Origin of the sequence: Nostoc mirabile CHAB5784 (assembly GCF_020829645.1) — a bacterium.
GTDB classification, from domain to species: Bacteria; Cyanobacteriota; Cyanobacteriia; order Cyanobacteriales; family Nostocaceae; genus Nostoc; species Nostoc mirabile.
The window spans coordinates 1-21307 of the sequence record NZ_JAIVFS010000118.1 but is presented as its reverse complement, the minus strand read 5'-3'; the positions used below and the strand labels follow the sequence as shown (position 1 = coordinate 21307).

16 protein-coding genes and 5 pseudogenes are annotated in these 21307 nt (G+C 43.4%); 16 read left to right on the top strand and 5 right to left on the bottom strand.

Translation table 11 applies throughout. The features are described 5' to 3' along the window. Positions 1 to 516: 516 nt before the first annotated feature. Positions 517 to 1301 (bottom strand): annotated as a pseudogene (locus LC653_RS38110) (IS630 family transposase); the annotation flags it as partial. A 149-nt stretch (positions 1302 to 1450) separates the two neighbouring features. On the opposite strand from LC653_RS38110, the gene LC653_RS38105 reads away from it, so the two are divergent. Together LC653_RS38105 and LC653_RS38100 are read left to right on the top strand one after the other, a co-directional pair. Beyond that, the gene (locus LC653_RS38105) at positions 1451 to 1696 is read left to right on the top strand and encodes a hypothetical protein (RefSeq protein ID WP_229500484.1); all 246 of its coding nucleotides are present in this window, start codon (positions 1451 to 1453) and stop codon (positions 1694 to 1696) included. A 206-nt stretch (positions 1697 to 1902) separates the two neighbouring features. Then, on the top strand, positions 1903 to 2538 hold the full coding sequence (locus LC653_RS38100; protein ID WP_229500482.1) for a hypothetical protein: 636 nt from the start codon (positions 1903 to 1905) through the stop codon (positions 2536 to 2538). On the opposite strand, the pseudogene LC653_RS38095 reads toward LC653_RS38100, so the two are convergent. From LC653_RS38095 to LC653_RS38090, 3 genes and pseudogenes are all read right to left on the bottom strand, one after another. After that, positions 2527 to 3069 (bottom strand): annotated as a pseudogene (locus tag LC653_RS38095) (IS1634 family transposase); the annotation flags it as partial. The gene LC653_RS38100 and the pseudogene LC653_RS38095 overlap by 12 nt on opposite strands. A 133-nt stretch (positions 3070 to 3202) precedes the next feature. Beyond that, on the bottom strand, positions 3203 to 3340 hold the full coding sequence (locus tag LC653_RS47620) for a transposase family protein (protein ID WP_372478275.1): 138 nt from the start codon (positions 3338 to 3340) through the stop codon (positions 3203 to 3205). 7 nt (positions 3341 to 3347) lie between these two features. Then, positions 3348 to 3488, bottom strand: coding sequence for a hypothetical protein (locus LC653_RS38090; RefSeq protein WP_229500481.1), 141 nt, complete (start codon positions 3486 to 3488; stop codon positions 3348 to 3350). 46 nt (positions 3489 to 3534) lie between these two features. On the opposite strand from LC653_RS38090, the gene LC653_RS38085 reads away from it, so the two are divergent. The 10 genes and pseudogenes from LC653_RS38085 to LC653_RS38040 all read left to right on the top strand — a co-directional run bounded on the left by LC653_RS38085 (position 3535) and on the right by LC653_RS38040 (position 15544). Further along, entirely contained in the window at positions 3535 to 4002 is a 468-nt protein-coding gene (locus tag LC653_RS38085; RefSeq protein WP_229500479.1) for a YcaO-like family protein, read from the top strand. Positions 4003 to 5235: 1233 nt separating this feature from the next. Continuing rightward, positions 5236 to 5337 (top strand): annotated as a pseudogene (locus LC653_RS38080) (IS1 family transposase); the annotation flags it as partial. A 346-nt stretch (positions 5338 to 5683) separates the two neighbouring features. After that, on the top strand, positions 5684 to 6733 hold the full coding sequence (gene scyB, locus LC653_RS38075; protein ID WP_229500477.1) for a tryptophan dehydrogenase ScyB: 1050 nt from the start codon (positions 5684 to 5686) through the stop codon (positions 6731 to 6733). A gap of 56 nt (positions 6734 to 6789) precedes the next feature. Next, positions 6790 to 8616, top strand: a complete 1827-nt coding sequence (locus LC653_RS38070; RefSeq protein ID WP_229500475.1) for a thiamine pyrophosphate-binding protein — start codon at positions 6790 to 6792, stop codon at positions 8614 to 8616. Positions 8617 to 8677: 61 nt separating this feature from the next. Beyond that, positions 8678 to 9682, top strand: coding sequence for a 3-oxoacyl-ACP synthase III family protein (locus tag LC653_RS38065; RefSeq protein WP_229500473.1), 1005 nt, complete (start codon positions 8678 to 8680; stop codon positions 9680 to 9682). Positions 9683 to 9750: 68 nt separating this feature from the next. Continuing rightward, positions 9751 to 10422 (top strand): hypothetical protein, encoded by a 672-nt coding sequence (locus LC653_RS38060; RefSeq protein ID WP_229500471.1) that lies wholly within the window; start codon positions 9751 to 9753, stop codon positions 10420 to 10422. Further along, the gene (locus LC653_RS38055) at positions 10415 to 11536 is read left to right on the top strand and encodes a methyltransferase (RefSeq protein WP_229500469.1); all 1122 of its coding nucleotides are present in this window, start codon (positions 10415 to 10417) and stop codon (positions 11534 to 11536) included. Before LC653_RS38060 ends, LC653_RS38055 begins: the two co-directional genes overlap by 8 nt. Positions 11537 to 11779: 243 nt before the next feature. Next, entirely contained in the window at positions 11780 to 12643 is an 864-nt protein-coding gene (locus LC653_RS38050; RefSeq protein WP_229500467.1) for an SDR family oxidoreductase, read from the top strand. Between the two features lie 86 nt (positions 12644 to 12729). After that, the gene (locus LC653_RS38045; RefSeq protein ID WP_229500466.1) at positions 12730 to 13767 is read left to right on the top strand and encodes a methyltransferase; all 1038 of its coding nucleotides are present in this window, start codon (positions 12730 to 12732) and stop codon (positions 13765 to 13767) included. 574 nt (positions 13768 to 14341) lie between these two features. After that, positions 14342 to 15544 carry a ScyD/ScyE family protein gene (locus tag LC653_RS38040; protein WP_229500464.1) on the top strand — a complete coding sequence of 401 codons (1203 nt, stop codon included), beginning with the start codon at positions 14342 to 14344 and terminating at the stop codon, positions 15542 to 15544. A gap of 226 nt (positions 15545 to 15770) precedes the next feature. On the opposite strand, the pseudogene LC653_RS38035 reads toward LC653_RS38040, so the two are convergent. Beyond that, positions 15771 to 16046: pseudogene (locus LC653_RS38035) on the bottom strand (transposase); the annotation flags it as partial. A gap of 449 nt (positions 16047 to 16495) precedes the next feature. Here LC653_RS38035 and LC653_RS38030 point away from each other — a divergent pair. The 4 genes and pseudogenes from LC653_RS38030 to LC653_RS38015 all read left to right on the top strand — a co-directional run. Continuing rightward, a complete protein-coding gene (locus LC653_RS38030; RefSeq protein WP_229500462.1) occupies positions 16496 to 18700 on the top strand; it encodes an anthranilate synthase in 2205 nt (734 codons plus the stop codon). A 181-nt stretch (positions 18701 to 18881) separates the two neighbouring features. After that, positions 18882 to 19712 (top strand): indole-3-glycerol phosphate synthase TrpC, encoded by an 831-nt coding sequence (trpC, locus tag LC653_RS38025; RefSeq protein ID WP_229500461.1) that lies wholly within the window; start codon positions 18882 to 18884, stop codon positions 19710 to 19712. 38 nt (positions 19713 to 19750) lie between these two features. Then, positions 19751 to 20650 carry a tryptophan synthase subunit alpha gene (gene trpA, locus LC653_RS38020; RefSeq protein ID WP_229500459.1) on the top strand — a complete coding sequence of 300 codons (900 nt, stop codon included), beginning with the start codon at positions 19751 to 19753 and terminating at the stop codon, positions 20648 to 20650. Positions 20651 to 20846: 196 nt separating this feature from the next. Then, a pseudogene (locus tag LC653_RS38015) lies at positions 20847 to 21182 on the top strand (tryptophan synthase subunit beta); the annotation flags it as partial. Positions 21183 to 21307: the final 125 nt, after the last annotated feature.

The window sequence follows — 21307 nt, the reverse complement described above, 5'->3', positions numbered from 1 at the left end:
CAGTTCTTCTTTGGGCAACTGGCTCAAACTTTCTCGGTCTAATTCTTCAGGCTGGCTTTGGTTCATATTTGTGATACTCACCCTCAAGTGTCCTCCTTGTCAATACTCTGCCACCTGAATCCTTACGCACAAAGATTTACCGCCATCTGGATTGGGGATGCCTCAACACTTCTTCGCGATGAAAAAACACTTCGGACAACTGCAAGAAAAAACAGGTGCGGTATTAGCAGGAAAGATGCTGATGGTGGTAGAAGCTTTCACACACACAAGAGTAGCAATTTGGTATGAAGAGTAAGCCAAAATCAATGAGACTCGTTGGTGGCAAGCCCTGTTAGAGCGTTTACCTGATGGTGGCTTACTGATAGTAGACATGGGATTTTATGGTAATGAGCTTGTTCGATTCTCTCACTGCTGCTGGCAAGTATGTACTTACACGCCAAAAGGAAAAGGTGAGATATCGGGTCACACGTGTACTTTCTCAAGGTTCTCATATCATGTCCGGTTAATTACTTACGATTAAACTGCGATTTTAATCCACCAATGAAAACCAGTTAACCCTTGAATCAAATTTTGCTGTTGAAGTAAAAATTGACAGCGATGAAATAAAACTTCCTCCAAATCATTTAGGGTTTTAAACGATTGATTGGCAATTGGTTCGTCAACCAAAGTCCACAATCTTTCAGCAGGTTGTAATTCGGGTGAATGAGAGGGCAAAAATGTTAAATGTAACCCTTCAGGAATTTTTAAATTATGGCTAATATGCCAGCCAGCACGGTCAACAGCTAGAAGAATGTGTTTTTTAGCACCTAATTCAAATTCACGAGCAAAGTCAGCTAAAACTTGATTAAAGAGTTCGGTGTTGACGTAGGGCAAGATCCACCAATAAGTTTCTCCTGACTTAGGATGTACAAATGCATACAACCATAACCATTTAAATTTCCAATTAACATTGGCAATTGGTATTTCTCCCTCAGGTACGTAAACTCTCCTGAGAATTGGCTTCAGCCCCAAGCGTTAGCGAAGCGGTAGCGAGTCTTCGAGCGTCTGTTCATCTTCGCACCACAATTGAATTTCAGCTTCTGGATAAGCGCTTTTAAGTTCTTCAACTTCTGTTGCTAGTTTTTTTTCCAGGCTTCTTGCTCTACTGGGTCGCTTTCTGTGTGAGACGGGCCAGGTACTCGCACCTCTTAACTCATCTGCCGTAATATTTCCCATCCTCTTTGTCGGCTAACTGTTGTCCCTGTGACTTCACTCAACCAATCTGCCACTTTACGACCATTCCATAATCCTCCATCTGGAGCATCGTCACCGACGAACAGCTGCTCGGTCACTTGACATCTGGGCTGATGCCTTAACTTGACACCAATGGTACACCGTTATCGATGCTGATGATGCATCGGATGATGAAAGTAAAGCAGTAATCGAGTCTGTTAAAGCGGCAAGTGAGCAATTGTATACTGCTGAGTGTGAAGCGATCGCTAATTCTGTTGAACTCTCTCAAACTGAACTCAAGAAACTGCAAGACAAAAAGGCGAAAACGAAAACTGAACGACATCAGCAACGCAAGGCGGAATTGTCTCGTCGCTACGAAATTGACGTAACCCCTGATTTGGTCGAGAAAGATGACGATGGGTGGTATCCCCAACTGCGGATGCACTATTATTTGACGCTGGGGCGGGAATTTCTGACCGAATAATTCGTAATTCGTAATTCGTAATTCGTAATTAAAAACTTAGAAATTAGGAATTAATTATTAATTAATTCATTAAGGGTGCAAGCCCCTAATTTTAATTATGAAAAAGAAAAAAAGGGCAAAGCCAACTTTATTCAAGCCCCCGGATTTATCCGTGGGGTAATAATTACGAATTACGAATTACGAATTACGAATTGGAGCGAAACGACTTGACCAACCGTGATGCGAAACGAGCAAAAGCGCAGTTAGAAGCTGGGGAGAATTCGATTTGGAAACCAGATTTTAACAAGGGGCAACTATTACCTGCTGTTTTGTTACTCAAAAATCTGAATCTGTTGCAATTTCTTACACCAGACGTTCAGTTGCGGGGGTCTGATGAGAAGATGGTGGAGTTTAAAGCGCTGGCTGTTCAGCACAGGCACGTTATCAAGAATTACTTGAATGTTTCCATTTCTGAAAAACATACACCGATTGCGATCGCACAGAAATTGCTGGAGAAAATTGATTTGAGGTTGGATTATGTCGGGCGTTTGGGATCGAGGGAAAATCGGGAGTGTGTTTACCAGTTTGTTCCACCCGATGATGAGCGTGATTCGATTTTCCGCCTATGGTTAAATCGGGATGAAGCATCAAACCAATTCGCAATTGATAATGACGCTCGTTCGCCTTTGGCGTCTCCCCTTGGGAGAGGACTCGTTAACGCTACGCTAACGCAATTCGCAGTTAAAACAATTGCGAATTGCGAATTGCGAACTGCGAATTGTTTGGTGTCAGGCACTAATAATATAGAGTTCAAAAAGCTAGTTCTACAAGAATATTTAATTTCAATTTCCTTCAATTATTAGAACAGTATATTCAATTCTATGGTCACGAGAGTATCCCTGTGTGATTATAATAGGATTTTCTCTGATTATTTCTAATTCTTTCTCCTGATTATCCAAACGATTATTGTATTCTCCGTGCAAATGCAATGAAGTTGAATCTAAATGAGAATATTTGGGAGATATTCCATATTTTTTGACGATTTCTAAGGCAATTATTAGGAATAGCTTAGTTAATCCATATTTGTATAACTTATCCATCACTCTGACTAATTTATCATCATTTAAATCCTCTGCCTTAATCCCCTCCCCTAAAAAATGTTCTATAGCTTTATCTTCAAAAAACTGTGAAAATAAATACAATGGTTTAGAAACAAATCCAAGTCCATTCAAAATAATTGTTTTGACAACTTCCCCGGCACTAACTCTTTCCCTAGTATCGGTTCCTAGCAGGTCATTGATTTTCTCTACTATTCCTATCTCATCAACAATTCCAGCTACTATTCCTAAATGATCCAAATTTTTAATGAATGTTTCTTCTTTTTGATGATTCATTTTTTTCGATTTTATTTATGAAAGCTTTCTCTTGATTTTCTCATTTTTTTACAACTAACAATACTTTTAACAGTTCGGCTAAGTTTAGCTTTTACAACGATCGCACGCCTACCAACTGCTCTCAGTATTAATACTAGGTAATATTTTTATTATTGGTAATATTAATTGAAACATTAATGTATTGCATTCTGAAGTGCGGAATGTGGGCTATATGGAAGTAGGTACGGTACTCTCTCCAGTATTCTAATGTCATCAATAATTGATCTTGCAAGCTTAATTTACCTGGTCGGGAAAGTTTTTCGTTTTGGCTTGCTGTGCGATCGCACTACCTCTAGCATTTGGTTAAAAGTATCTGGACGTACACCACACAAGCGTTTAAAGTCTTCTGATTTCAGGCTCTTTACCTGTTCGTAGGTCATAGATGCTACCCAACTCTAATCTACTTGTCCCACGGATCTAGGACTTTTGCAAGAGGTCTATCATATTAGCCCCATTACTGGCGTTGTGCGAGAACTAAATAAAATTCCTGGGAATGGATTAACTCATAATTACATTGCCAAACATCATTTTCTCAGTATTTTCGACGATTCAGCTAGTTTACGGCAAAATTTGGGGGGTAGAAGTGCAGGGAAAGGTAGGACTGACTCTCAAGCTATGGCTAGTGGTTTTTGCGAAGCGATCAAGCGATATTCTGGGGTATTTCAAGGGGATGAAATTAGAGAAAAAGGCAGTTACCAATACATGGGGGACAAGGCGATCCATCCCAATGTTTGTATGAACTTCAGCCAACAGCAATATCAGAATAGAGAGCAATGGAATCTTGAGTGTCAAGGCTGGTTTCAAAAAGTCCCCGAACCTTTTGATGAACAAAGAGAAATTGACTGGACTCCTGTTTGGTCTTTAACCCATCAGGAATTTAAGTATCTGCCATGAACGCAAACGATCGCCCAGTTAAAGAGGAGAGACGCAAATGAAGCTGTAGAGCGACGAATTATTTGACCATAGCGATAAATTGTTGTCCAATCCATTTCTTTGCTATTACTTCACTTTAGAACAAGATTGTGTTAGTGGATGCGATTTTCCCGCTTGTCCATTTAAAGTATGAAACTCCCAATCCATAAAATCTCTGAAATTAAGGATTTTGACACTGAATTTGTCTAGCAGGACAAATAATTTGTTGCTCTACATCAGAGTATAAATAACAATACGGGCAATCGAAGCTGAAAGTACAAAGGGTTAAAGGGTAAGGATTAAGAGTTTTTTCTTTCCCTTTTCCCCTTCCCTTTCCCCCTTAACGACAAGTATTGACTTGGTGATGTTATTTTTCATGAGTTTTTCTATGAGTTCTGAGATGAGTTTTATGAGTTTCACAGACCAAGAGAAAAACTAATATTAAAGGTAATTCACCGCGATTGAAGCTCACATTCCGTACCCTCAAATGTCACATTACCTGAAGGAAAGGATAAAAGCTTTATAACCACACCTTGACGGGGCAATGGCAAGGTAACAGTTTAGGGGTATGTTTTGTTTTAGCCATCGCTACTTTTTATCTTACAGCCCAAGTCACGGAGTTCTCGCTCAAAGGTCTTGTTAAGCTAAAACACATCTGATTTGCAGATTAAAATTTTCTCAATATCTTGTGAGGTGGACAACATGAGCGCCCTGATTATACAACTTGAATGCCGATTAGCTTATTAACATTAAAACTTGCAAACTGTTCTTAATTTTTTATTTAAAAGTTGACTATCTTGTCAATTTGTAAGTTCTAAATACTTAACCAGAGAATGAACAATGCCCATACAACCAACTTATCCAGGCGTTTACGTAGAAGAAATCAAGAGTGGAGTACGCACGATTACAGGCGTATCTACCTCTATTACTCCCTTTATTGGTCGTGCCTTACGAGGCCCTATAGACGAGGCAATTACTATCAACAATTATGGCGACTTTGAACGCATTTTTGGAGGATTGTGGCTGAATAGTACCCTTGGCTATGCTGTACGAGATTTTTACCTCAACGGTAGTAGCCAAGCAATTATTGTTCGACTCACTCACTCTAAGCTGAAACAGGCAAAAGGTCAGGCTCCACCAGAAGGTCAAACTCCAGGGAAACTGAACCCACTGCTATATTGGATAATCACACCACCTAGACCAATTGCACCGATATTAGATAGGGAAACGCTATGCTATTCCAAGACAGAAGAAATACTGAGATGTTCAGTTAAATTGTTACTTCACTATTTGAAGTATCAAACTGTACCTACATAAATCGATTCATCCCTTCATTCAGCAACGCCGTTTTTAGTAAGGGTGAATACCTAAGATGTATTATAACTATCAACTAAATGGTTTGTAACCGTTCAGGTGGGTAGGAGAGCGATCATCAAAAAAGGCCACCCCAATCTGATAAATTAAGTAGCATGGAACAGAAGCGCCTGAATCATTTAGAGCAAGAACGTCGGCAGTTGTGTTGGGCGCATCTGAGACGGGAATTTATCACAAAATATCCGAACGTCTTAGAGTCTCGGCACAATTAGGAACTGCACTGGTTAGACAACAGGAGAAATTATTTGAGTTGTGGCATGTTGCAGAATAAGGTATAAAGGAGAACTGCATGAAGTTTTTTGAGACTATTAGAGAAATGGGTCATGAGCAAATTTTCTTTTGCCATGACAAAGAGTCAGATCTTAGGGCCATTATTGCGATCCATGACACAAGCTTGGGACCTGCTATGGGTGCGACACGTCTATGGCCTTACGCTAGCGAGGACGATGCTTTGCGAGACGTTCTTCGTCTTAGTCGCGGTATGACCTATAAGGCAGCGTGTGCAAACATTCCTGTTGGGGGAGGAAAAGCAGTAATTATTGCTAATCCTGAAAATAAAACAGATGGACTGCTGAGAACGTATGGACGTTTCGTTGATAGTCTCAAAGGACGTTTTATTACAGGTCAAGATGTAAATATTTCTCCTGAAGATGTGAGGAATATTCGTCGGCAAACAAATTACGTTGTGGGTGGCGCAGAAAAAGCTGGTGGACCAGTTGTTACGACAGCTTTAGGAGTCTTTTTAGGAATTAAAGCTGCTGTAGAATTTCGGTTGCCACAAAAAAAGCTAAATCAACTTAAAATTGCAGTTCAAGGAATAGGGAATGTAGGTAAAAATCTCTGTAAATACTTGCATGAATATGGTGTAATAATTTTTGTAAGCGATCTGAACAGGGAGAAAACGGAGGAAGTTAAACACTTATACGGGGCAACGGTTGTAGACCCGAAAGAAATTTACTCCCTTGATGTTGATGTTTTTGCTCCTTGTGCTTTAGGAGGAGTTCTTAATAGTTCAACAATTCCTATTATCAAAGCTCCCATCATTGCAGGTGCTGCGAATAACCAGCTTGAAGACGAGCAAATACACAGTAAACTCCTTGAATCAAAGGAAATACTTTATTGCCCTGACTATGTCATTAACGCTGGAGGCTTGATCAACGTATACAATGAAATGATTGGCTCGGATGAAGAAAAGACTTTCAAACAACTTAATAACATTTACGACACTCTCCTTGAGATTTTCATTAGGGCTAAAGAGCAGGGAATAACTACACACGACGCTGCTAAATATTTGGCCAATGAGCGCATCATCAGAGCAAAAAACATAGTTACTTCTTAGGTTTTTCCGCCTTTTGGGCAAGTGCCATTCAAGCATAACGGAGGACGTATATTTGTATGAAGTTAAGTGATGCACTGGTCAAAGCTTTAATGTTCCTAGATGTGCGCTACATATTTGGTGTCAGCGGGGCAAATATTGAACACATTCATGACGCCATCCATCGGCTAGGAGAGGGAAAGTTACAGTCAGTGATGGCTAAGAGTGAGGATGGGGCGGCTTTCATGGCAGACTGTCGAGCACGCGTTCACCAAACTTTGGGTGTATGCTGCTCAACGTCTGGTGGGGGAATGGTGAACCTAATTGCTGGGATCGCTGAGTCCTATGCCGAGTCAGTGCCAGTTCTGGCTTTAGTCGGACAGCCACCATCAGCACTTGATGGAAGGGGAGCCTTTCAAGACTCTTCAGGAATTGGTCGGACAGTGGATGCCATGAAGCTCTGGGGTGCGGTGGCCAAGTATGTGGCGAAGATTTCAACCCCGGACAGCTTTTGGTATCACCTAACCGAGGCAGTGAAAGCTGCTCTTTCCGGTCGTCCTGGACCAGCTGTTCTAATGTTTCCTCGCGACATATTTGAGCAAGAGGTCGAACCTTGCCCAGAAAACTGGGCTGATAATCTGAAAAATCTCATACGTCCGACAGCGGTTACATTGGACATGATTCGTCCTCTTTTCGAGGAGATTTGTCGGGCGAATAACCCTGTACTCATTTTGGGGCATGGGGTGCAACGGTGCAGCGATCCACAGGCTGTAGTCGATTTTGCCCGTTCTGTCAGTCTACCAACTGTGACCACACTATCAGGACGCAGCGTGTTCCCGAATAATGACCCCCTCTATTTGGGAATGTTAGGTGTTGCAGGTCATCCCTCCGTCCACACCTACTTAAAGACTAAAGCAGATCTGCTCATTGTCGTAGGTGCAGGTTTCAATATCATGACCCGACAGCCGCTCGGATCTGCACTCTTTGATAAGAAGATTGCGGTAGTGAATGTAGATGTCGGTGAGATCACCCGTATAATCTCTCCCGATCTGGTCGTTGAAGCAGATGCAGGAGTTACTTTCAGAGCGCTTTTAGAGCTACTGAAGCAAAAACCTTTTAAGGTTAAGCCACCTCAAGACTACGCCCTTGAGAGATTCAAGCCGTTTCTTGCCCGATCAATTCCATCAGAGGATCGCAGGCAAACAACCAATAGTCAGCCCCTCTTACAAAGTGAGGCTATTACAATTTTGCAAGATTTTCTTCCTGAGAATGGACATATCCTTTACGATGCGGGCAACTGCGCTGCTGCTGCACTCCACATGACTTGTGTACCAAGAGGCTCCAGCTCGACAATTGCTCTTGGTATGGGAGGGATGGGTTATGCGATCGCGGGAGCAATTGGTGCCCAACTAGGCTCACCCTCAGGCACAAGGACAGTAGTTTGTGCTGGTGACGGAGCCTTGTTAATGACCGGGTTTGAAATCCACACAGCTGTAGACTTAGGACTTCCAATCCTTTTTGTCGTGTTCAATAACAATATGCATGGCATGTGTGTAACGCGTCAACAGCTTTTCTTTGAGTCGCGATTGGAATGTGTACGCTATGCACCCGTGAATATTGCTCTGAGCGTTCGGGGATTTGGTACGACTGATCGGCTTTGGGTGGGAAGTGCTGGCACGGTTGACGAATTGCGCTACCAACTTGAAGACTATAGCAACCACACAGACCTTCCGGGCGTTCTAGAACTTCGCCTCTTGCACGAAGAGCTGCCACCTTTTACACCTTTTCTGCCCGAATATGCACCAACAATTCCTGTTGGCAAAGGTAAGTCGAAGGGAATCTCTCATACCAAGTTGCAATCTAATTTCCCAGAAAACTTACCTTTTTTAGTTCCCTCTCCTCATTAAGCATTGTATTTGACGATGCGACTTGATTTTAAACACTCACGGTATATTAAAAGGAGGTAGAATGATGCCTGGTGCACAGATTGTAAATGTTGTCAGTTTTATGCCGGAACGTGTCGTCGATAATACCAAGCTGGCACTGGATGGCGAAGACGATAACGAATTAGAAAAAAACGCTTTTTTCAAGGGTGTCAAGGAGAGACGCTTTGCTTCACCAGAATACCAGTCCTCGGATCTCGGTAGCAAAGCTTTGAAGCTCCTGCTTGAACGAACTGGTACAAAACCGGAAGCCCTTGACCTCATTCTGTGTTCGTGCATGTTTAGCGATTATTTCTGGCCCGGTATTGGACCTGCCATCCAAAATCAGGTTGGGGCAAGTCAGGCAACGATTTTGAATCTGGACACAAGTTGCAGTTCCTACCTGTCGATGCTCAATACTGCCCGTGCATTCATCGAGTCAGGGCTGTACAAGACAATTGCCATTGTCACTGTAACAAACTTCGTCTCGCGCCTCCCAGAATTTCAAAAGTCGAAGAAGTCCTGGGTACTTGGCGATGGAGCATCAGCAACTCTGTTAGTTGACGGTAAGTCTAGCTTGGTGGCTAGTTATGAACGCTCTCACGGAGAACACTATGGGCTGTTCGTCTTTGAACCCGATATGGTTGATGGTCGGTTTTTGAACTATTGGGAACGTGGGTGTGGACCGATTACTGTCAACTTCTCACCAGATATGGTCACGGCTATACGTTCTAATGCTGTTGAATTAGTACCTGACGCGGTTTCAAAATGTCTCTTTAAAGCTGGGTTATCGACAGATGATGTCTCATTGCTGATCACTCATCAGCCCAATACCTTCTTGATCAAAGAGTGGCGTGACCGGATCGGAATCGGGGAGCCGCGAGTTCATGACACTCTGGAATACTATGGAAACCTTTTTCAGAGTTCGATTCCCGTGACTCTTGCCGATGCAATAGAGAAGAACAAAGTGCAGTCCGGTGACTTGCTTACTTTTGGAACATTCTCAAATGGGGGAGATTTTGTTAGTTCTATGGTCATACGTTGGACATAGCACTATGTAATATTTCGAGTTAGTAAGATTTACAACATTTGACATTATTTACCATATAGGAGGCAAGCATGTTAGTACGTGATACACTAGGACCTTGGAGTAGAGAGAGTCTTGTTACAAATGATATTCCGTCAATAAAGATACCAGGTTTGTACAGCTGCGAAGATCATGATATCCCAGAGGTCATGGCAAAGCTGAATGAGATGACCAAGAAAACTTATTCACATGAGGATATATTCGGCAGTTACTGTCACCTTGGTGAGTACATTCATTGTCCAGTAGATATGGCTTTTGAATATGCAGCGAACGTTTATAGCTTGGAGGAGTGGACATTCAGCATGCGCCACCTCAAACATATTGGCGGTGGTCTTTACAAGGGTATAGAGTATTTAGCCAAGGACACCTCTATTTACGTTCGCGCCGAGGCTTACTCCGATAGTCGAGTGGTGGACTACCCCTGTGCTTGGGATCAAGGAGAAGAACTTTGGATGCGATACTACTTCCGCTTCATTGATGCAATGCCCACGCTTCGCAAGCCAGGAACTGTCATGCTCTGGACTAACTGCAAACATCCTTATTACGACCGTAACGTTACTAATGTTCCAGACTATATCTCCAGTGCTCGTGAGCGCACGGATCGGAGTTGGGTCGGCGATATTTGGCCAGATTTTGATGCAATCCACCGGATCGAAGCAAGAAACTTGAAATCGATTTTGGAATATCGTTTTGCTAATGGCTAGTTGTAAGTTCCCAGGTTCTTTAGGGTTTCAATCTCACACAATCTTTTCCATTGATTCTGATGTTATGATGTCAACAAATTTACCATCTGATAAATCGAGTACAACTGAATCGTCGCCATCAATGGTAATGCTTCAGATGATCGGCGGTACCTGGCTTTCACAGTTAATTTACGCGGCAGCAAAGCTTGGTATTGCTGATCTGCTAAAAGATGGACCGAAGAGTAGCGAGAAGCTTGCGATATCGAGCGGAACGCATGCATCTTCTCTCTATCGAGCATTGCGTGCACTCAGTAGTTATGGCATATTTAAAGAGGTTGAACCAAATTGCTTTGGGCTGACGCCTCTTGCAGAAACTCTTCAGAGCGGAGTGCCGGGCTCGATACGCAATATGGCGATTACTTGCGGTGATGAGTACTATTACTACCCGTTTGGAAAAATTTTATACACTCTGCAAACTGGCAAATCGGCATTCCACCATTTCCATGGTATTGGAATCTTTGAGTATCTAATGCAGCATTCTGATTCAGGCAAGTGTTTCGATGAAGCCATGACCGATTATGTATCGCAGATGCACATATCATTTGCTGCCGCATATGACTTCTCTGGAGTGAAAAAGGTCGTCGATGTAGGTGGCGGTCATGGAACTCTTATTAAGTCCATTCTAAAAGCCAACCCAGCAGTGACCGGAATTCTCTTTGACAGGCCATCTGTGATCGAGGGATCAAGTAAAAGCATCGAAGCAGCCGGGCTTGCGGAGCGTTGTGAGGTTGTTGGTGGAGACTTCTTTGAATCGTTGCCAAGCGGCGGTGACGTATATATTCTTTCATCAATCATCCACGGATGGAATAACGAAGACAGCGCTAGGATACTCAGGAATTGCCATCGTGCAATGGTTAATAATGGGAGACTTCTGCTCGGAGAATTGGTCATCCCAACAGGCAATGAGCCGTTCTTCGGTAAAATACACGATATCAACCTTATGATAGCAGGCGACAGTGGCCAGGAACGAACCGAGAACGATTTCCGAAAGCTTTATGATATGTCTGGCTTTAAGCTAACAAGGATTATCCCGACACAGTCTCTAGGCAGCATAGTCGAGGGAGTACGCGTCTAATGTACCTCAAATTCACGTGTAAGTACCAAAATTTGTTGTGCCGATGGGCATCCGGGTCTGTGTTGCTCAGACTCTGGGCAATAGGAACCTTTGACCGACCTACTGGACCTTCGCAGCGAAGCGTACCTCTATTTTCATCCTTGGTTGTGCGCGTAGCGCATGGGGATAGACGCTCACGTATGCTCTTGCTGCAATTTAAATCCTGAAACGCAAATCCGTTAGTTGTATTAAGAAGTAAAATCTATGATCCTTGTCACAGGGACTACAGGCAAAATTGGAGGGGAAGTTGTCAAAGAGCTTTCTGCATTGGGAGCACAGTTTCGTGCCTTGGTTCGCAAGAGCACTGATGCGGACAAGCTGAACGCTCAAGGAGTTGAAACTGTCCTAGGAGACTTCACCCAACCGCAAAGTATTCAAACTGCGTTGCAAGGTGTTGAACGGGTGTTTTTGCTTTCTCCCTCCAGCCCTATGCAAACCGAGTTGGAGGAGGCGCTTGTTGATGAGGCAAAGAAGGCAGGCGTGAAACAGATTGTGAAGCTTTCCGTCCTGGGAGCCAATAGTCAGGCGAACTCAAGGTTTCTGAAATGGCACGCTCAGATCGAGCAGAAGATTAAAGCATCGGGTATTGCGTACACGTTCCTGCGCCCGAACGCCTTCAACCAGAATTGGGTTCCAATCTATGCTCCATCCGTCGTCGCTGATGGCATGATATATGCGCCAGCTGAGGACTGCAAGATTAGCTGGGTAAACACTCGTGATATCGGCGCAGTAGCTGCCAGGGTACTCACTGAGAGTGGGCACGAGGGCAATACCTATGAAATCACGGGCCCTGATGCGCTCTCCTACGCACAGATCGCGGAGAAGCTTTCAGCTCTTGTTGGCAAGAAAGTGACTTACGTCAGCGTCCCTGATGAGGGTGCGCGGCAGTCGATTATATCGTCTGGAGCACCGAACTGGTACGCCGATGGTTTTGTCGAACTTTATCAGTTTTACCGCCAAGGGGGCGGTGCTGTAGTCACAGAAACGGTAAAGCAAGTTACCAAGACCAAGCCCCGCTCCTTGGAAGCGTATCTTGAGGAGAATGCCCAGGCGTTCAAGGGTAGCTAGGTATGTGACCAACACGTTTGCAAAGCAGGTGCTATTGGCAATGCTTTGCTGACTATCCTTATACATTGACGAGTACCCTGCTAATTATGTCCAAACAAAACAATCTCCAAAACCCGGAGTCTATGACGCCACCGGAAGCACTGCTGCAAATGATCACCAGTTCCTGGGTCTCCCAGACGATTTATGTTGCAGCCCAGCTCCGCGTTGCCGATTTGCTGAAGGATGGCCCAAAGAGCAGCTCGGATCTGGCAAAGGCTACTGGAACCCATGCACGATCTCTCTACCGAGTAATGCGGGCACTTGCCAGTGTCGGCGTCTTCGCAGAGATTGAGGATGGTCGCTTCGAGTTAACCCCCCTCGCCGCCTATCTCCAGACCGACGTTCCTGGTTCAGTGCGTGCCATAGCTATCATGTGTGGTGAGGAGTGGCACTGGCAACCGTGGGGCAATATCCTTCACACTCTCAAGATCGGCAACACAGCCTTCGAGTATGTTCACGGTATGAAACTCTTCGAGTATCTAACCCAAAATGTTGAAGCTGCTCAGATATTTAACGAGGCGATGACTGGTACGACCGCCCCGTTCAACGCTACGATTACAGATGAATATGACTTTTCATCTATCAGCAAAATTGTTGAGGTCGGCGGGGGACATGGCGCTCTGATTGCCTCCATCCTCAAGACATATCCAACGATGCAGGGCATCCTCTTCGACCTACCACCTGTCGTTATCGGTGCAAAGCATCACATTGAGGCGGAGGGACTGGCAAAGCGCTGCGAAATCGTGGGGGGCGACTTCTTCGAGTCAGTACCCACCGGGGGCGACGCTTACATTCTCAAGAATATTATTCACGACTGGGATGATACCTACGCCCTTGCTATCCTCAAGAACTGCCACCAAGCAATGGTGGAGAACGGAAAACTCCTGCTCGTCGAGGCACTCATCCCGCCTAGGAATGAACCCTCCTTCGGCAAGTTTCTCGATCTAGAAATGCTGGTGATCGCTGGCGGTTGTGAGCGCACCGAAGCAGAATATCGGGCACTCCTGGAGGCGGCAGGCTTGCAGTTAACAAAAGTCATTACCACCCCGTCCTTCCTGAATGTGATTGAAGCGGTACGTATGTAGTATAAGTATAATACTAGAATGGAATGGCACTAAGATTTCGCCAAATCCATAAGGTATAAGGCTTTTGGCTGTAAGGGTGTGAGGGTGTAGGGGTGTAAGGGAAAAAACTAAGAACCAAATAAGAATACTTACAAATAAACGCTTTTCCCCTACACCCCACACCCCTACACCCAGTCCTGAAAATGGTTTCACGTTTTCTTAGTGCGATTCAGTTATAGCCCTTTTAAGGTGAACGTTTATACTATAAAATAAATGATGTTTTTAACCCTATTTTGGAATTTTGGCTCAGGCGATCGCTTAATTTACAGTCGAAAAATTTGGAGTTTAATGGATAGATTCTTTGCTCAATTCCAGCCGATGCCTAAAATGCCGTAAGAACTTGGATAGTAAAGATGCTCATCTTGAAAGGGCTAGTCCTAAGTTGACAATACCATTAACCAGCCAGACGTGAATTTAACGTAACTAAAGGAACGTGAAAATGAAGAAAACTCACCAACAGCCAATCCTGAAAAGTATGAGACTAAGGGAATTTACCCTTACACTTGTAAGTTTTTGTTTTGCCCTTGTTTATGGAATGAAAACTGCAGAATCTGCGACACTGACAACAGTTGCCAGCAACCTCGACAATCCACGTGGTCTTGCTTTCGGACCTGACGGCGCTCTCTACGTTGCAGAGGCAGGTAGAGGTGGTGAGGGGCTAAGCATACCAGGACCTGAACTCGGTGCAAATCTATTTTACGGTGATACTGGTGCCGTAACGCGCATTCAAAACGGGACACAGGAGCGTGTAGTCACTGGTCTACCATCCCTCAGGCTAATTAACGACCCAAACTCTGGTCTACCAACCGTCCAAAACGATAGGTTTGAAGCTCTTGGACCTCAGGGTATAGGATTCTCTCAAGACGGAGAGGCTTATGTCGCCATCGGTTATGGCTCTAACCCAGCTTTCAAAAACAACTTAGGCTCCTTTGGTGCTGACTTGGGCAAACTAATAGCGTTCGACCTAAATGCAGATGACTCGTGGCAAAGACGCGCTGATTTTGCGGCTGATTTTGTAGCGTATGAGCAGTTAAACAATCCTGATGGTCAGGATAAGATCAGTAATCCCTATGCCTTGAATGTTCAAGGAGACAACGTTTTTGTAATTGATTCAGGTGCCAATGATTTATTCCGTGTAAACAAAAATATAGGAAATATTTCGTTGGAGAGTGTGTTTGATAATTCGCGCAGTATTGATGGTATTCCATATCAATCGGTACCCACATCTATTACACTTGGTCCGGACGGTGCCTTTTATGTAGGTGAATATACTGGATTTCCTTTCCCAGAAGGTGGAGCACGTATTTACCGAGTCGTGCCTGGTAATCAACCAGAAATCTACGCTGATGGCTTCACGCAGATAACTGGACTCGCCTTTGACCCTCAAGGAAACCTGAATGTCTTGGAGTACGCTGCTCAATCTCAAGGATCTAACAGTGACATAAAGGGTGTCCTTATCCAGCTGTCCCCTGATGGTACTCGCAGAACTTTGGTCAGTGAAGATGAGGGACTAATCGGTCCTACTGCGCTGACAACTGGTCTTGATGGTGCTATCTATGTTTCAAACTACGGCTCATTTGCAGGAAAAGGGCAAGTAGTTCGTATTGATCAAATACAGTCCGTCCCCGAACCCTCTTCTGCACTGGGAGTATTTGCTTTTGGTGCTTTTGGTGTAGGTTCGTTGCTAAAGTCCAAACGGAAACGTTATGCAGATCCGTCACCATGCGTTACTTCCTGATCCTGGTGAATCAGTAGAACTCTTGCAAAAGTTTTTTGTGATATAATTACAAGCCTGCCAATTTGCAATTAGGACTTTGATTAGCAGTGAAATTTTGGAGGAATAACAAATACTGGAACGAAAATGCTTGCTTGATAAAGAAAAATAGACATACCAAAACGAGGCTTGAATCAAGTAAACTCACCCAATTTACAAGCTAATAATTATAATTCCAATTAGGTTAAAATCAACCAGGACATTTTAGCCGAGAGAAATAATTATAAGCTGTTGCGAAAATATCTTTGTAGGGGCAAGCATTACTAATTGCAATTAAAACCCGTCGGCGACTAACAGTAATAATTGCTCCTAGCTTCAATAACTTTGTCCGAATAGTTCCCACAGTAGCGTTTTTTAGTTTGATTTTTGCCAAACATTGCTCTCGTAAAGCGTTCATTAAAAGATAAGCGATAGAAAAAAACCATAGACGTAGTTGATTGCCTGCGAATGTAGATTTTGGCAGTTTTTGACCCCGATTTTCTCATTCTTTGTGAGAAATCCGGGCTTATATCTTCTTCTTACTTTTTGCTGAGGTTGACACCAATGAACAGTTTTGTGCCCCTATCGCGTGTTGCATTCAAACAAGAACCAATATAAATCTGCCAAAAATCACCCCAATTTATTAACGCGCGATCGCTACTAAAGTGGGCTGCTGCTTATGAAAGCAGACTTCAGAACAAAACGAAATTTAAATAGTTTTTGTTATTAGCATAAATCTCTAACTTCTTGCAGATAAGTTCATAGAAGCTCTGTATCTGAGCTTCAATTTCAAGTTATTGCAACTATAATTGACTATTTTATGATTCAAATATTGAGGTATTGAGTGAGGTGAAAATACCTCAATATTTGAATCATAGGCTTTTGCAAGTTTAACTCTGTCTAATTCATATCCAAGAACTTTGAAAGGAATAGTAAATGTATTTAGATAACCATAACTACACAACTAAAGGTGAAATTCTTGTGTCTCGCACCGTGACCAAGACTTCGATAGAGACTGCCATTGATGATATTCTGTCAAGGCTGGATTTTCAACGCGGAGGTTTGCTAAAAAGCAGCTACGAATATCCAGGACGTTACAAGAGATGGGGAATAGGTTTTGTCAATCCACCCCTAGAACTTGTTACTAGCTCCAACTCATTTACAATCAAGGCACATAACGAACGAGGTATGGTGCTGCTTGTATATTTAGCAGAGCGTCTATGCAAGCATCCACAACTAGTTGCAGTTAACTTAGAGAATGTTTCTGTAACTGGCTCTATCCGACCAACAGAACGTTTATTTTCAGAAGAAGAAAGAAGTAGGCAACCATCTGTCTTTAGTATTGTTCGCGAAATTCTATATGCTTTTGAAAGCTTGGAAGATGAGCATCTAGGACTTTATGGTGCATTTGGCTACGACTTGGTTTTTCAGTTTGAGCAAATGCCAAAGTATCTTACTCGTCCAGAAGATCAGAGAGATTTAGTGCTGTATCTACCCGATGAACTGGTAATTATTGACTACTACCAACAACGCGCGTTTCATTTGCAGTATGAATTCGATACCAAATACGGTAGTACTAGGGGTCTGCCTCACAGTGGGGAAGTTATTGATTATAAAGGTAAGGGCTATACCGCTACTCAAGCCTCTGACCATGCACCTGGTGAGTATGAAGAACAAGTTAACAAGGCACTCAATTATTTCCGTCGTGGTGATTTATTTGAAGTTGTTCCCAGTCAAAACTTCTTTAAAACCTGCGAAAGCTCTCCTAGCCAATTGTTCCGAACGCTACAGGAAATTAATCCCAGCCCCTATGGATTCATCTTTAATTTAGGCGGTGAGTATCTCATCGGTGCATCTCCAGAAATGTTTGTGCGTGTTGAAGGCAGACGTATTGAAACCTGCCCAATCAGTGGTACTGTTCGCCGGGGAAAGGATGCGATTGATGATGCTGCTCAAATCCTGAAGCTGCTCAACTCACGCAAGGATGAATCTGAGTTAACCATGTGTACTGATGTTGACCGCAACGATAAGTCGCGGATTAGTGAGCCTGGGTCTGTAAGAGTAATCGGTCGCCGCCAAATTGAGTTATACAGTCACTTAATCCATACAGTAGATCACGTCGAAGGGTTATTGCGACCAGAGTATGATGCCTTGGATGCATTTTTGAGTCATCTTTGGGCGGTTACAGTGACAGGTGGGCCAAAACGGGCAGCAATCCAGTTTATTGAGCAGTATGAGCATAGCCCCCGACGTTGGTATGGTGGAGCAGTTGGATACTTAACTTTTAAAGGCGATTTCAATACGGGTCTAACCCTGCGGACTATCCGACTTCAGGACTCCATTGCAGAAGTGCGAGTGGGTGCAACAGTTCTTTATGACTCTGACCCAACAGCTGAAGCCCAGGAAACTCTCACTAAAGCTGCTGCCCTCTTTCAAACAATTGACCAGACAAATCACAGAAGTAGTAATTTTGCAAGCAACTACAACATTAATCATCAGGCAACCAATTTAGGGGAAGGTAAACGCATCTTATTAATTGATTATGAAGACTCTTTTGTACACACATTAGCAAACTATATCCGTCAAACTGGCGCTACAGTCAAAACGCTACGACATGGCTTTTCGGAATCATTGTTTGATACAGAAAGTCCAGACCTTGTTGTCTTATCTCCTGGACCTGGTAGACCTACTGACTTCCGTATAGCACAGACAATTGCAGCTTGCACAAGACGGCAAATCCCCATCTTTGGTGTTTGTTTGGGATTACAGTCAATTGTTGAAGCTTTCGGAGGCAAACTGGGAGTTCTCGACTATCCCCAACATGGCAAAATATCTCGCGTTTCTGTTATAGCACCAAACTCTACAGCTTTTAAAGATTTACCACCATCGTTTGAAGTTGGTAGATACCACTCGTTATTTGCTCTACCTGAAAGCCTTCCTAGAGAACTCAAAGTTACAGCCATCTCTGACGATGGTGTAATTATGGGTATCGAACATCAAAAATTGCCAATTGCAGGTGTTCAGTTCCATCCCGAATCAATCATGACTCTTGAGGAAGGAGTCGGTTTGACGATTATTAAGAATGTAGTACATGCATACACAACTAAAAAACTGGTCTCAAATTTGGTAAATGGCATGTAATTAATTCTAGCTGTAATCGCAGTTATAGTATTTTGTTGTTTTATATAAAACCAAGTACTTAATCGCTAAAGCAATGACTACGAACGCATATTTTGTCTAAATGAAAACCTCTAGATATTATATGCTAAATCCTCAGTATCAAACAATCCAGTCCCTTACTAATACTATAATCAACAACCTAATGATTACACAGTCGCCAAAACCACGTCATATTCTTGAGGAGATTGTGTTGCACAAACAGGAAGAGGTCGCCAAAAGGCGTGAGCAACTATCTCTAGAAGTACTAAAACATCAAGCTAGTATTACACCAGTGCCGCGAGATTTCCTAAGTGCCTTGTTGCAAAATCCCACCAAACCTAGCCTGATTGCAGAGGTCAAGAAAGCCTCACCTAGTAAAGGAGTAATCCGTGCCGACTTTGAACCTGTCAAGATTGCTCAAGCATACGAGCGAGGCGGTGCTACCTGTATATCAGTGTTAACCGACGAGAAATTTTTCCACGGCAGTTTTGAAAATTTGCGGGTAATTAGAAAGAGCGTTGCACTACCGTTGCTTTGCAAGGAGTTTATTATTGATCCTTACCAAATTTATCTTGCACGGGTCAATGGCGCGGATGCAGTGCTATTAATTGCCGCCATCTTATCCGATGAAGTTCTGCAAAATTTTCAGCAGATTGTTCAGCATCTGGGTATGACAGCCTTATTGGAAGTGCATACTCTTGGTGAGCTTGACCGGGTGCTAGCGTTACCAAATGTGAAATTGATCGGCATTAATAATCGCAATCTGGAAAACTTTATCGTTGATTTAGCAACAACTCAATCTCTATTAGCAGAACGTTTGGAAAAGTTAAAGATTTTAGGGATAACAGTTGTGAGTGAGTCTGGTTTATACACATCTGCTGATTTAGCTACAGTAGCTGAGTCGGGAGCTGATGCAGTCCTGATTGGAGAATCCCTGGTCAAGCCAACTGATTCAGAGCAGTCCGTCAGACGTTTGTTGAATTTTCCCAAGTAGACGTTCAAATACTTATTAACTTTCAGTGGATCATCAGAATGACTTCTATCTCGCATACCTTTCAAACTTTACGCGTTAGCGTTCGCGTTGGCGAAGCCTCTCTGCAAAGAGAAGCGTCTCTGTCAGGAGAAGCTCCTCCGCAGGAGGCTCGCCAACAGTGTGCTTTAATCCCCTTTATCACAGCAGGCGATCCTAACTTAGAAACCACCGCCGAAGCTTTACATATCTTAGATCGCAACGGTGCTGACTTCATCGAGTTGGGCATTCCCTACTCCGATCCTCTCGCAGATGGGCCTGTGATTCAAGCAGCAGCAACCCGCGCTTTGCAAAAAGGCACGAAATTAGAGCAAGTGCTAGAGATGTTACACGTAGTGATTCCTAGCCTAAAAGTGCCGATAATTCTATTTACTTACTACAATCCCATTTTGCACCGGGGTATTAAGTCGTTTTTGGCGCAAATTGCTGCTGCTGGGGTGCAGGGATTGGTAGTACCAGACTTACCCTTAGAAGAAGCAGAAGAATTAATCCAAACTGCTGCATCTTTTGGAGTTGAGGTAATTTTACTCGTAGCTCCCACCAGTTCTCAAGATAGGATTGAAGCGATCGCTCGTCAATCTCAGGGTTTTATCTACCTGGTGAGCGTTACAGGCGTTACAGGTATCCGTTCTCAACTCCAAAACCGCGTAAAGTATTTATTAACAGATTTGCGAAGCGTCACCGATAAACCTATTGGCGTTGGTTTTGGCATCTCAGGGCCAGAACAAGCACATCAAGTAATGGAATGGGGTGCAGATGCGGTGATTGTTGGCAGTGCCTTCGTTAAAAGGTTAGCTGAAAGTAGCTCAACTGAAGGATTGCAAGCTGTAAAACAACTATGTCGGGAACTTAAAGCAGCAATTTCCCCAGTAACCCTGCAACAAATTGGTTCCGCTAAGTAAAAAAGCTCTTTCTTTTCTCTATTTCCTTGGCGTCTTCTCTACGAGAGGCTTTTGCCAACGCGGAGCGTCTCGTAGAGAAGGCGGTTTGATGGAAGAGTAACAAACCGCAAAGGACGCAAAGAAAGAAACACAAAGCAAATCTTGACTGTAGTGCAACTTCTCAAAAATATATTTCAACGTAAAAGGATTTTAACCAGTGGTAAGCATACAAGACATCAAAACTGCAACTGTCCAACCAGATTCTTTAGGCAGGTTTGGAAAATTCGGCGGTAAGTACGTCCCCGAAACCTTAATGCCTGCATTAACTGAGTTAGAAGCGGCATTTAATCAATATTGCAATGAGCCGAGTTTCCAAGCAGAACTGCAAAACCTACTGCGCGATTATGTAGGACGACCCAGCCCATTATATTTTGCTGAACGCTTGACAATAAACTACGCTAGACCAGATGGCACGGGGCCGCAAATTTATTTAAAACGCGAAGATTTAAATCATACAGGCGCTCACAAAATTAATAATGCTTTGGCTCAAGTGGAATGGCACTAAGAAAAGCTCTAAGCTATACGGAATAAGGGCTACAGCTTTGAAAGTTATTGAACAGTCGAGGAGGGGTCAGGCGGTCGTCCTTGATGCAGTGTCATGGAAGCGATCGCCACAAA